This window comes from Variovorax sp. Soil_C_19 (genome assembly GCF_057657255.1).
In genome coordinates this window covers 164,274-176,925 of sequence record NZ_JBDGIV010000010.1, presented here as the reverse complement: position 1 = coordinate 176,925, position 12,652 = coordinate 164,274, and the positions used below count along the sequence as shown (strand labels likewise).

The 12,652-nt window shown below is 68.6% G+C and carries 11 protein-coding genes; 5 read left to right on the top strand and 6 right to left on the bottom strand.

The window, feature by feature from the left end; genetic code table 11:
* Nucleotides 1-227: 227 nt before the first annotated feature.
* The 4 genes from glgX to AC3A6R_RS19530 all read left to right on the top strand — a co-directional run bounded on the left by glgX (nucleotide 228) and on the right by AC3A6R_RS19530 (nucleotide 7,728).
* Entirely contained in the window at nucleotides 228-2,387 is a 2,160-nt protein-coding gene (glgX, locus tag AC3A6R_RS19545) for a glycogen debranching protein GlgX (protein WP_487865303.1), read from the top strand.
* Nucleotides 2,384-3,709: a glucose-1-phosphate adenylyltransferase gene (gene glgC / locus AC3A6R_RS19540; RefSeq protein WP_487865302.1), complete on the top strand. Its 1,326-nt coding sequence runs from the start codon at nucleotides 2,384-2,386 to the stop codon at nucleotides 3,707-3,709. The genes glgX and glgC overlap by 4 nt, the downstream gene beginning before the upstream one ends.
* 11 nt (nucleotides 3,710-3,720) lie before the next feature.
* Nucleotides 3,721-5,193 carry a glycogen synthase GlgA gene (gene glgA / locus AC3A6R_RS19535; protein ID WP_487865301.1) on the top strand — a complete coding sequence of 491 codons (1,473 nt, stop codon included), beginning with the start codon at nucleotides 3,721-3,723 and terminating at the stop codon, nucleotides 5,191-5,193.
* A gap of 63 nt (nucleotides 5,194-5,256) precedes the next feature.
* On the top strand, nucleotides 5,257-7,728 hold the full coding sequence (locus tag AC3A6R_RS19530) for a glycogen/starch/alpha-glucan phosphorylase (RefSeq protein ID WP_487861252.1): 2,472 nt from the start codon (nucleotides 5,257-5,259) through the stop codon (nucleotides 7,726-7,728).
* A gap of 18 nt (nucleotides 7,729-7,746) precedes the next feature.
* Here the strand turns inward: AC3A6R_RS19530 and AC3A6R_RS19525 are convergent, their stop codons facing one another.
* The 4 genes from AC3A6R_RS19525 to AC3A6R_RS19510 form a co-directional block, all read right to left on the bottom strand.
* Nucleotides 7,747-8,214 (bottom strand): ExbD/TolR family protein, encoded by a 468-nt coding sequence (locus AC3A6R_RS19525; protein WP_487861251.1) that lies wholly within the window; start codon nucleotides 8,212-8,214, stop codon nucleotides 7,747-7,749.
* A gap of 13 nt (nucleotides 8,215-8,227) precedes the next feature.
* Nucleotides 8,228-8,926 carry a MotA/TolQ/ExbB proton channel family protein gene (locus tag AC3A6R_RS19520; protein WP_487861250.1) on the bottom strand — a complete coding sequence of 233 codons (699 nt, stop codon included), beginning with the start codon at nucleotides 8,924-8,926 and terminating at the stop codon, nucleotides 8,228-8,230.
* A gap of 22 nt (nucleotides 8,927-8,948) precedes the next feature.
* A complete protein-coding gene (gene dapB, locus AC3A6R_RS19515) occupies nucleotides 8,949-9,785 on the bottom strand; it encodes a 4-hydroxy-tetrahydrodipicolinate reductase (RefSeq protein ID WP_487861249.1) in 837 nt (278 codons plus the stop codon).
* Between the two features lie 113 nt (nucleotides 9,786-9,898).
* Nucleotides 9,899-10,459, bottom strand: a complete 561-nt coding sequence (locus AC3A6R_RS19510) for an outer membrane protein assembly factor BamE (protein WP_487861248.1) — start codon at nucleotides 10,457-10,459, stop codon at nucleotides 9,899-9,901.
* A gap of 89 nt (nucleotides 10,460-10,548) precedes the next feature.
* Here AC3A6R_RS19510 and fur point away from each other — a divergent pair, with 89 nt between their 5' ends.
* On the top strand, nucleotides 10,549-10,968 hold the full coding sequence (gene fur / locus AC3A6R_RS19505; protein WP_487861247.1) for a ferric iron uptake transcriptional regulator: 420 nt from the start codon (nucleotides 10,549-10,551) through the stop codon (nucleotides 10,966-10,968).
* Between the two features lie 34 nt (nucleotides 10,969-11,002).
* Here fur and hprK read toward each other — a convergent pair whose 3' ends face one another.
* A complete protein-coding gene (gene hprK, locus AC3A6R_RS19500; RefSeq protein ID WP_487861246.1) occupies nucleotides 11,003-11,956 on the bottom strand; it encodes an HPr(Ser) kinase/phosphatase in 954 nt (317 codons plus the stop codon).
* An 83-nt stretch (nucleotides 11,957-12,039) separates the two neighbouring features.
* A complete protein-coding gene (locus AC3A6R_RS19495) occupies nucleotides 12,040-12,507 on the bottom strand; it encodes a PTS sugar transporter subunit IIA (RefSeq protein ID WP_487861245.1) in 468 nt (155 codons plus the stop codon).
* Between the last annotated feature and the right edge of the window lie 145 nt (nucleotides 12,508-12,652).

Sequence of the window (12,652 nt, the reverse complement as noted above, 5' to 3'; positions counted from 1 at the left end):
GCCGAGGAGCGCAGGTGGAGGCGGGATCAGGGCCGCAGCTGTTTGAGCGAAGCGAGTTCTGCGGACCCCCGCCGGAGACGAGCACCGCAGGTTGCCCGCAGCGAAGCGGAGGGACACAGACAGCAGGGTCGCCTTTTCTTTGCTTACTTTCTTTTGGCGAAGCAAAAGAAAGTAAGTCGCCCGCCGGGGCGAAACCCGGCCCTGGAACCCAAACAAACCAAAGCCCCATGCTGACCCCAGGCTCGTCATACCCCCTGGGCGCAACCCCCACGCCACACGGCGTGAACTTCGCCCTCGTCGCCCCGAACGCCGAGGCCGTCGACCTCTGCCTCTTCGACAGCACCGGCCAGCACGAACAGCAGCGCCTGAGATTGCCCGCCTTCACCGACGGCGTCTGGCACGGTCAGCTCCCCAGCGCGCGCCCTGGGCTGGTCTATGGTTACCGGGTGCACGGCCCCTGGATTCCGCATGAAGGCCATCGCTTCAATCCCGCGAAGTTGCTGCTCGACCCCTACGCCCGCGAGATCGTCGGCCGCTACGACGGCAGCGACGTCTTCCTCGGACACGACCCCGCCAACCCGCTGCGGCGCGACACGCGCGACAACGCCGCCGTCGCGCTCAAGGCCCGCGTCGCCGCGCCGGATCTTGCGTTGCCCTCGCTCGGCCATGCCCGCATTGCGCCCGGCGACCGGGTGCTCTGCGAAATTCACGTGCGCGGCCAGACGCGGCTGCACCCGGCCGTTCCCGAACCATTGCGCGGCACCTACGCCGGCCTCGCCGAACCCGCGGTGCTCGACCACCTGCAGCGCCTCGGCGTCACCACGCTGAGCCTGATGCCGGTGCAGCACCGTGCCGACGAAGAGCGCCTTCTCAAGATGGGGCTCAGCAACTACTGGGGCTACAACACCATCGGATGGTTCGCGCCCGAGGCGCGCTACTGGAGCGGCAGCGCCGGCAGCACACCCGCAAGGGAATTCCGCGCGCTCGCCGATGCCGTGCATGCGCGCGGCATGGAGCTCGTGATCGACGTGGTCTACAACCACAGCGCCGAGACCGACGAGTTCGGTCCCACGCTGTCGCTGCGCGGCATCGACAACGCGCTGTACTACCACCTGCTTGCCGACGACCACGCGCGCTATGCCAACTGGACCGGCTGCGGCAACTGCGTGAAGCTCGCAGAGCCGCGCGTGCTGCAGCTCGTGATGGACAGCCTGCGCCACTGGGCCTGCACGCTCGGTGTCGACGGCTTCCGCTTCGATCTTGCGCCGGCGCTCGGGCGCGGAGCCGACGGCGAGTTCGACCCCCGTGCACCCTTCCTTGCCGCCATCGCGCAGGACCCGGTGCTTTCGCGCACGCTGCTGATCGCCGAACCCTGGGACATCGGGCCGGGCGGCTACCGGCTCGGCGAGTTCCCGCCGGGCTGGCTCGAATGGAACGACCGCTACCGCGACACGCAGCGCGGCTTCTGGCTGCGGCAGGGCCGCGACGGCGCCACGGGGCTCGGCGATTTCGCGCACCGGCTCACCGCGTCGAGCGCAGAGTTCGCGCACGACGGGCGCGCGCCCTCGGCAAGCGTCAACTTCATCACCGCGCACGACGGCTTCACGCTGCGTGACCTGGTGAGCTACGACGAGCGACACAACCTCGCGAACGGCGAGGGCAACCGAGACGGCCATGCGCACAACCTCAGCAACAACTGCGGCGTCGAGGGACCGAGCGACGACCCTGCCGTGGAGGCCGAGCGCGGCCGCTTGCAGCGCGCGTTGCTCGCGACGCTGCTGCTGTCGCAGGGCACGCCGATGCTGCTGGCCGGTGACGAACTCGGCCACAGCCAGCAAGGCAACAACAACGCCTACTGCCAGGACAACGAAACCACCTGGCTGCGATGGGACGACACGGCGCGGTTGAGCACTTTCGTGGCAAGGGTTGCGGCCCTGCGGCGCGAAGCGTCCGTGCTGCGTCACGCCAGCTGGTGGCCGGCCCAGGCGCCGCCCGGCGCGCCCGCGATCCGCTGGCTGCGGCCCGACGGTGAGCCCATGGCAGAGGCCGATTGGCGCGCCGGCACGGCGCTTGCAATCCTGTTCGAGGCGCCCACGGCGTCGGAGGCCGGCTGGCTCGTGCTCGTCAACGTGGGGGCGCAGGCCACATCGTTCGTGCTGCCGCCGGGCAACTGGCACCTGCGTCTCGCGACCGATGCGCCCGACGGCATCGGCGCCGCGACCGGCATCGGGTCCGGCATGGTGGAAGTGCCCCGCGGCAGCCTGTGGGTTGCGGCAACGCATGCGGCGGCAGCGCAGCACGGTGCTAGGCTGGATGCCGGCGACGGCGACAAAGCCAAACAGCATCCGATGAACCCAGACGAACAGACGCACGGAGACCCGACATGAACAACTACAACAACAGCAGCAGCAACGCTTCGCAGGCGGCACCGCTCCAGGCCCACCAGCTGGTTCGCCGCACCATCGCGCTGGTACTGGCCGGCGGCCGGGGCTCGCGCCTCAAGCAGCTGACCGACCGCCGCGCGAAGCCGGCGGTGTACTTCGGCGGCAAGTTCCGCATCATCGATTTCGCGCTGTCGAACTGCCTCAACTCGGGCATCCGGCGCATGGCGGTGGTCACGCAGTACAAGTCGCACTCGCTGATGCGCCACCTGCAGCGCGGCTGGAGCTTCCTGCGCGCCGAGCTCAACGAGATGGTCGACGTGCTGCCCGCGCAGCAGCGCACCGGCGACGAGCACTGGTACCGCGGCACCGCCGACGCGGTGTTCCAGAACCTCGACATCCTTCAGACCCGCTCGACCAAGCACGACTACGTGGTGGTGCTGGCTGGCGACCACATCTACAAGATGGACTACTCGATCATGGTCAAGGACCATGCCGAGCACGGCCTGGGCTGCACGGTCGGCTGCATCGAGGTGCCGCGCATGGAGGCCACGGCGTTCGGCGTGATGGCCGTCGACGGCGAGCGCCGGATCACGGACTTTCTCGAAAAGCCGGCCGACCCGCCCGCGATGCCGGGCCATCCCGATACGGCGCTCGCCAGCATGGGCATCTACGTGTTCGACTCCGCCTACCTCTACCAGCTGCTCGAGGAGGACGCCGCCAATCCCGATTCGAGCCACGACTTCGGCAAGGACATCATCCCGCGCGCCGTGGCCGAGGGCCGCGCGGTGGCGCACCCTTTCGGGATGTCGTGCGTCACGCGGGCCTCGCGCGGACCCGACGCCAAGGCCTACTGGCGCGACGTGGGCACGATCGATGCATTCTGGGCTGCCAACCTCGACCTGGCCTCGATCACACCCGAACTCGACATCTATGACACGGACTGGCCCATCTGGACCTACCAGCGGCAACTGCCGCCGGCCAAGTTCGTGCTCGACCGCGACGGCCACCACGGCATGACGGTCAACACCATCGTCTCGGGCGGCTGCATCGTCTCGGGCTCCAAGGTCAGCAGCTCGGTGCTGTTCTCGGGCGTGCGCATCCATTCGTTCTGCGAGATCCACGAGGCGGTGCTGCTGCCCGACGTGGAGGTGGGCCGCGGCTGCCGGCTCACGCGCGTGGTGATCGACCGCGGTTGCGTCGTTCCCGACGACATGGTGATCGGCGAGGACGCCGCAGCCGACGCCGCGCGCTTCGAGCGCACCGAGGCCGGCGTGGTGCTGGTCACGCGCGAGATGCTCCAGCGCCTTGCGACTTCTGCCGCCTGAACATCCGCCGAATGCGCATTCTCCAGGTCACCGCCGAGTTCTATCCCCTGCTCAAGACCGGTGGCCTCGCCGACGTGGCGGGCGCGCTGCCGGTCGCGCTGAGGGCCGCGGCACAGGACGCGCGCGTGCTGCTGCCGGGCTTTCCGGCGATCCGCGCCGGCGTGCGCGGCCTCGCGCCCGTGGCCGAATTCGCGGCGCCCTGGGGCGAGCGCTGCATGCTGCTCGCCGGCGAGATCGCCGCAGCCGATGCGGGGGCGTCGATCCCGGCCTACGTGGTCGATGCGCCCGCGCTGTACGACCGGCCCGGCAATCCCTACGAAGACCCGTCGCGCCGGCCCTATGCCGACAACCACCGGCGCTTTGCGCTGCTGGGCTGGGCGGCGGCCCGGCTCGCGCACGGTCTCGATGCTGCATGGCGGCCCGAAGTGGTGCATGCGCACGACTGGCACGCCGGCCTGGCGCCCGCGTACATGGCCTTTGCGCGCGGTGACGGCGGGCCGCGCGTGGGCAGCGTGTTCACGGTGCACAACCTCGCCTACCAGGGGCTCTTTCCGGCCGTGGATTTCGGCGAGCTCGGCCTGCCCGCGGCCGCCTTCCATTTCGACGGGCTCGAATACCACGGCCAGCTCTCGTTCATGAAGGGCGGGCTTCATTTCGCCGACCGCCTCACGACCGTGAGCCCCACCTATGCGCGCGAGATCCAGACGCCCGAACAGGGCTGCGGCCTCGACGGCCTGCTGCGCCGGCGCAGCAACGTGCTCGACGGCATCCTCAATGCAGTCGACGAGAAGGTCTGGAATCCCGCGCACGATGCCGCGCTGGTGCAGGGTTTCCACACGCCCGAAGGCCGGCACATGGCCGGCAAGGCGCGCTGCAAGGCGGTGCTGCAGCATCAGTTGGGGCTCGCGCAGCGCAGCGATGCGCCGCTCTTCATCCTGGTGAGCCGGCTCACAGAGCAGAAGGGCCTGCACCTCGTGCTCGAGGGCCTCGACGCGCTCTTGGCCGAGGGCGGCCAGCTCGCGCTGCTCGGCAGCGGCGAGGCCTGGCTCGAAGAGGCTTTCCGCGCACGCGCGGCGGCGGCCCCGCAGGCCGTGAGTGTCACGATCGGCTACGACGAGACGCTCGCGCACCAGCTCTTCGGCGCCGGCGACGTGACGTTGGTGCCCTCGCTCTACGAGCCCTGCGGCCTGACCCAGATGTACGGCCTGCGCTACGGCAGCCTGCCGCTGGTGCACCGCGTCGGCGGCCTGGCCGATACGGTCGTCGATTGCACGCTCGAGGACCTGGCCAGCGGCGACGCCACGGGCTTCGTTTTCGAGCGCTTCGAGGCGGGCGACTACCATCGTGCGCTTCGCCGCGCGTTCGCCCTCTACCGGCGCGCACCCGACTGGCGGCGCGTGCGCGGCAATGCGATGCGCAGGCCCGCCGACTGGGCCGCCGCGGCGGCCCGCTACATCGACGTCTACCAGAAGGCAATGGAATAGCGCTCCAACCACATGCCTCGACTCAGGGAGAACAACACGAAACCACGGACACCCAAGACGCCCATGACGATCAAAGACTTCGCCTACGACCATCCCGACCGCGACGTTGCCGCGTTCAAACGTGCGCTCGCGAACAAGCTGATCTATGCCGTCGGCAAGGACCCCGTCGCGGCGAGCCAGGACGACTGGCTGCACGCCACCGCACTCGCCGTGCGCGACCAGCTGGTCGAACGCTGGATGGCCACCACGCGCGCGAACTACGCGCAGGACCTCAAACGCGTGTACTACCTCTCGATGGAGTTCCTCATCGGGCGGACCTTCACCAACGCACTGCTGGCGGTCGACCTGCACGACACGGTGCGCGATGCACTGGCCGACTTCGGCGTCGACATGGCGCAGCTCGCCGAGCGCGAGCCAGACGCGGCCCTCGGCAACGGCGGCCTGGGCCGGCTCGCGGCCTGCTTCCTCGATTCGATGGCGACCCTCGGCGTGCCCGGCATGGGCTACGGCATCCGCTACGAATACGGCATGTTCCGCCAGCGCATCGTCGACGGCAAGCAGGTCGAGACGCCCGACTACTGGCTCACGCGCGGCAACCCCTGGGAGTTCCAGCGGCCCGAGGTGAACTACCGCGTGCGCTTCGGTGGCCATGTGCAGAAGCGCGACGGTGCCGGCGGTGCCGAATGGGTCGACACCCACGACGTGCTCGCGGTCGCCTACGACACCATCATTCCGGGCTACGGCACGCAGGCGACCAACACGCTGCGCCTGTGGTCGGCGCGCGCCACCGAGGAGATCGACCTTTCGGCCTTCAACCGCGGCAACTACATGCAAGCGGTCGAGAGCAAGAACCATTCCGAGAACGTGTCGCGCGTTCTGTACCCCGATGACTCCACGCCCTCGGGCCGCGAGCTTCGGCTGCACCAGGAGTACTTCTTCTGCAGCGCGAGCGTGCAAGACCTGCTGCGGCGCTACCTGCGCACCCACGACAACTTCGACGCGCTTGGTGAAAAGGTCAGCATCCACCTCAACGACACGCACCCGGTGCTCGCGGTGCCCGAGCTCATGCGGCTGCTGCTCGACGAGCACGGCCTGTCGTGGGACGAGGCCTGGACCCAGACCCAGAAGGTCTTCAGCTACACCAACCACACGCTGATGCACGAGGCGCTCGAGACCTGGCCGGTCGAGATGCTCGGGCGCATCCTGCCGCGCCACCTGCAGATCATCTACGACATGAACGCGCGGTTCCTCGCCACGGTGACGCAGAAGGCCGGCGATGACGTCGAGCTGCTGCGCCGGCTCTCGCTCGTCGACGAGACCGGCGAGCGCCGCGTGCGCATGGCCTACGTGGCGGTGCTCGCGAGCCATTCGATCAACGGCGTCTCGGGGCTGCACTCCGAGCTGATGAAGCAGTCGATCTTCGCGGACTTCGCGCGGATCTTTCCCGAGCGCTTCAACAACAAGACCAACGGCGTCACGCCGCGGCGCTGGCTCGCGCAGGCCAATCCGCCGCTCGCGAGCCTGCTCGACCAGCGCCTGGGCAAGGGCTGGCGGCGCGACCTGTCGCAGCTCGAGGCGCTCCGGCCGATGGCCACGCAACCCGCGTTCGCACGCGCGTTCCGGCACGCCAAGCGCGAGAACAAGCTGCGCCTGGCCAACTGGGTCGAGCAGAACATGGGCATCGTGCTCGACACCGATGCGATGTTCGACGTGCAGGTCAAGCGCATCCACGAGTACAAGCGGCAACTGCTCAACGTGCTGCACGTGATCACGCGCTACCACCGCATCCTCGATGCGCACGAGGCCGGCCGCCCGCTCGACATCGTGCCGCGCGTGGTGGTGTTCGCCGGCAAGGCGGCCTCGGCCTACCAGGTGGCCAAGCTCGTGATCCGGCTGATCAACGACGTGGCGCACACGGTCAACAACGATGCGCGCGTCGGCAAGCTGCTGAAGGTGGTGTTCCTGCCCAACTACAGCGTGAGCCTGGCCGAGATCATCATGCCCGCGGCCGACCTGTCGGAGCAGATCTCGACCGCCGGCACCGAGGCCTCGGGCACCGGCAACATGAAGTTCGCGCTCAACGGCGCGCTCACCATCGGCACGCTCGACGGCGCCAACGTGGAGATGCGCGACAACGTGGGTGCGGAGAACATCTTCATCTTCGGCAACACCACGCCCGAAGTGGCCGACATCCGCGCGCACGGCTACCAGCCGCGCGAGATCTACGAGAACGACCCCGAGCTCCTGCGCGTGCTCGATGCGATCCGCGACGGCGCGTTCTCCCCCGGCGAGCCCTCGCGCTACCAGGGCATCTACGACGCGCTGGTGAATTGGGGCGACCACTACCTGCTGCTGGCCGACTATGCGAGCTACGTCGCCAAGCAGGCCGAGGTCGACGCGCTCTACCTCGACGCCGAGGCCTGGACGCGCATGACGATCCTCAACGTCGCGGGCATGGGCGCGTTCTCGTCGGACCGCACGATCGCGCAGTACGCGCACGAGATCTGGCGGACGAAGCCAGTGGTGCTCGACTGAGTGGTGCCGCGGGCGGGGTCAGCGCGGCTGCGCGGCCGCGTCGGCCTCGGTCACGAAGCCGATGCGGCTCAGGCCCGCCTTGTTGGCGATGCCCATCAGCGCTACCACCCGGCCGTAGGGCACGGTCTGGTCGGCGCGCAGCTGGACCTCGGTGTCCTTGCTGTCGGCCGCGGCCTGCTGCAGCCGCTCGGCCAGTTGTTCGTCGGTGACCGGCCGGTCGTTGAAGAAGACCTTGCCCGCGGCATCGACCGAGACGCCGACGAACTTCGGCGTGTCGTTCGGCTGGCCGGCATCGGTCTGCGGCAGGTCGAGCTTGATCGAGCTCGCCATCAGCGGCGCGGTGATGATGAAGATCACCAGCAGCACCAGCATCACGTCGACCAGCGGCGTCACGTTGATGTCGGACAGCGGGCGCTGCCCGCCGGCGCCCGTGGCACGCCCGCCGCCGGCGGCGCTGCTGCCGAGCGAAGTGCGACCGAAGGCCATGCTGCGAACGCTCCTAGACCGGCATCGGCCGGGCGGGCGGCGGCGCGGCGGATGCCGGCGGGCTGCCGAAGCTGCCGAGCAGGTCGTGCGCGAAGCCCTCGAGCTCGGCTTCGATGCGGCCGATGACGCGGCCGAACACGTTGTAGGCCAGCACGGCCGGTATCGCCACCGCGAGGCCGAAGGCCGTCATGACCAGCGCCTCACCGACCGGTCCGGCCACCTTGTCGATGGTGAAGCCGCCCGCCTGGCCCGCGATGCCCGAGAGCGCGCCGTAGATGCCCCAGACCGTGCCGAGCAGGCCGACGAACGGCGCCGTGGCGCCGACGGTGGCGAGCAGGATCTGGCCCGACTGCAGGCGCCGGAGCGCGCCGTGTAGCGCGCCGCGCAAAGCGCGCGTGAGCCGCTGGTTGCGGTCGCCCACGGTCGCGCCGAGCGTGCCGCCGGCCGCATCGGCCGCCATGGTGCGCAAGGCCTCGACGGCCGGCCCCACGAGCGCGGCACGATCGAAGGCGCGCAGCTTCTGCTCGGCGTCCGCCAGCGTGGTGGACTGCCAGAAGGCCGCGATGCCGCGCAACACGTCGCGCGTGCCACCGCGCAGCAGCCAGGCCTTCCAGAGGATCACCACCCAGCTCGCGATCGACATCGCGAGCAGCAGCGCCGCCACCGAGCGGCTGACGCCGTCACCCTGGGTCAGCAGCTCGAGGACGCTCATCGGGCCTTTTTATTGGTTTTTTTCAGCGAAGCCCGAGCACGTCGAACATGTCGAACAGCCCCGCCTTCTGCCCCGCGAGGAAGCGCACCGCGCGCAGCGCACCCTGCGCATAGGTCGAACGGCTCGCCGACTTGTGGGTGATCTCGATGCGCTCGCCGGTGCCCGCGAAGAGCACCGTGTGGTCGCCCACGATGTCGCCGCCGCGGATGGCCGAGAAGCCGATCGTCGACGGGTCGCGCTCGCCCGTGATGCCTTCGCGGGCATAGACGGCGCATTCCTTCAGGTCGCGGCCGAGCGCGTCGGCGATGACCTCGCCCATCTTGAGCGCGGTGCCCGACGGCGCATCGACCTTGTGGCGGTGGTGGGCCTCGATGATCTCGATGTCGTAGCCGGTCGCGAGCGCCTTGGCCGCCATCTCGAGCAGCTTGAACGTGACGTTGACGCCCACGCTCATGTTGGGGGCCAGCATGATCGCGACGTCCTTCGCGATCTCGGCGATCTCGGCCTTCTGCGCGTCGCTGAAGCCGGTGGTGCCGATCACGGCCTGCACGCCCAGCTCGCGGCAGATCTCGAGGTGCGCGAGCGTGCCTTCGGGACGCGTGAAGTCGATCAGCACCTGCGCATCCTGCAGGCCGGTGCGCAGGTCGGACACGATGGGCACGCCGCTCGTGAAGCCGAGGAAGGCCGCCGCATCGGCGCCGATCGCCTCGCTGCCGGCCATGTCGAGCGCGCCGGCCAGCCGGCAGTCGTGCGCCTCGCGCACGGCTTCGACGAGCATGCGGCCCATGCGGCCCGAGGCGCCGGCGATCGCGACGCGGCGCAGGGCCGGGGAAGAGGAGGTGGAAATGGATTCAGTCACGCGGATTCAGCCTTTTGAACTTGGCATGGGAACGGCAGGCCCGCCCGGAAGGTGTGAGGGAAACCGTCGCGGGCGCCTGTCGCGCAGCAGCAGCTTCCGTCGCACCTTCTTTGTCAGCGCGACGCTTCGAGCGGAGGATAGGCGGCGGGCAGCGGCGGCAGGTTCGCGGCCGCGGCGCCGGCATCGGCCTTTTTCTCGTCGGGCTTCGGCGCGAATTTCTTCAGTTCTTCTTCCGTGGCCTCGAGCTGCGGAACCTTGCTGCTCTTCTTGCGCGTGTCGAGCGTGGCGACGAATTCTTCCTCGCTGGGCATCGGATCGCCCTCGAAGCGGTCGAGCACCTCGCCGTTGAAGAACACGGTCAGCCGGCGTTCCTGCGGATCGACGCCCTGGCGGCGGATCGTGAAGACGTAGTCCCAGCGGTTGGTGTGGAAGACGTCCGTCAGCAGCGGCGTGCCGAGGATTTCACGCACCTGCTGGCGCGACATGCCGGGCTTGAGGGCCTCGACTTGCTGCTTCGAAACGAAATTGCCCTGGACCACCTCGACCTTGTAGGGCGTGATGGATGCGAGCGCACCCCGCGTGCGCTCGCTGAAGCCGCTGCAGGCGCTGAGGCTGAACGTCGCTGCGACGGCCGCGGCCAGCAGCCAGAAACGGCGTGGAAGGATGGCAGGCATGGGAGAGAAAAGAGGGGTAGCGATATGATCGGCCATTGTAGCGGCAGCCCCCTCGGGGCCGTCCCGCCGCCCAGGCGCAGGAATCCATCATGGCCAACATCGACGAACTCAAGAATACCGGCCTCAAGGCCACACTGCCGCGACTGAAGATCCTCGAGATCTTCCAGACCGGGAGCCAGCGCCACATGACGGCCGAAGACGTGTTTCGGGTGCTCCTGAACGAGCACTCCGACATCGGCCTGGCCACCGTCTACCGCGTGCTGACGCAGTTCGAGCAGGCCGGCATCCTCGAGCGCAGCCACTTCGAAAGCGGCAAGGCCGTGTACGAGCTCAACGAGGGCACGCACCACGACCACCTGATCTGCACCTCCTGCGGCAAGGTCGAGGAGTTCTACGACGCCGAGATCGAGCGCCGCCAGCAGATGATCTCCAAGGACAAGGGCTGGATCCTGCAGGACCACGCCATGTCGCTCTACGGCCTGTGCGCAGATTGCGCCAGTAGAAGGTAAAGCCCCCCCGACGCGGTCTCTTCCGCGAAGCAGCTCAGTCCTGGCCGGCTTCCATGGCCTTGTGGTGGCGGGCGACGAAATCGGCGTACGTGTCGATGCCGCGCAGCTGCAGGATCGAATTGCGTACCGCGGCCTCCACCAGCACCGCGATGTTGCGCCCGGCCACCACCTGGATGATGACCTTGCGCACCGGAATGCCGAGCACGTCCTGCGTGAGCGGGGCCGAGGGCATGCGTTCGTAGTCGCGCTCGAAGCTGTCGCGCCGTACCAGGTGCACGATGAGCTTGAGCCGCATCTTCCGCCGCACCGCGGTCTCGCCGAAGATCGCGCGGATGTCGAGCAGGCCGATGCCGCGCACCTCGAGCAGGTTCTGCAGCAGGTCGGGGCAGCGCCCCTCGATGGTGTTCTGGTTGATGCGGTAGAGGTCGACGGCGTCGTCGGCCACGAGGCCGTTGCCGCGCGAGATCAGTTCGAGCCCGAGTTCGCTTTTGCCGAGCCCCGATTCGCCGGTGATCATGACGCCCATGCCGAGAATGTCCATGAACACCCCGTGCATCGAGGTGCGTTCGGCGAAGTGCTTCGACAGGTAGGCGCGCAGCAGGTCGATCACGAAGGCCGAGGACTCGCGCGTGGCGAACAGCGGCAGCTGTGCGCGCTCGCAGATCGACAGCAGCTCGTCGGGCGCGGCCTGGCCGTCGGCCAGCACCAGCATCGGCGGCTCCAGCGTGACGATGCGGGCGATGCGCCGGGCGCAGTCTTCCTGGCTGCCGCGCGTGAGATAGGCGACCTCGCGCGCACCGAGGATCTGCACGCGGTAGGGATGGATGTAGTTGAGGTAGCCGACCAGGTCTGCCGCCGACTGGGCGCGGCTGATGACGTCGGGGTCGAACTGGCGCTCCGAGGCGCCGAGGCCGGCGAGCCATTCCCAGCGGAGCGAGCCGCGGAACTCCTCGAACATGGCGTCGGCGCTGATGACGGTGGGCTTCATGCGTTCAGGGCAAGGCGCTCATCGGCGCTGCGGTGGGGGGCCGGCCAGAATACCAAGGAACCGACCGGGCGGGCCGGCGCGGCTCACGCGACTTGCGTCGACTGCCAGCTGGCAATGAGCCCGTGCAGCTCGGCTGCGTCGGTGCTCGACTTGATCCGCTCGCGCAGCGACGCGTCGCTGAGCAGTTCGGCAATCTCGGAGAGGATCTCGAGGTGCTTCTGGGTCGCGGCCTCGGGCACCAGCAGGAAGATCAGCAGCCCGACGGGTTGCTCGTCGGGTGCGTCGAAACCGATCGGATTCGCCAGCTGGAACACCGCGGCCATGGGCGCCTTGAGGCCCTTGATGCGCCCGTGCGGGATCGCGACGCCATGCCCCAGGCCCGTGGAACCGAGGCGTTCACGCGCGAAGAGGCTGTCGGTGATGAGCGCGCGGCCCAGGCCATGAAGGCCCTCGAACAGCAAGCCGGCTTCCTCGAAAGCACGTTTCTTGCTGGTGGCGTCGACGCTCACGAGCACTTGAGCGGGCGGCAGGATGGACGCGAGTCGGTTCATAGTGGGAGCGGGGGCGATTATGCACCCGCTCGGTGAAAACCCCCAGTCCCCCTGGTTACTTTCTTCCTACAAATCGTCGAAAGTGGGCGCGGATTGTGTAAAGAATCCCTTCAAGCCGACAGCAAAAAGCCGCCCGGAGGCGGCT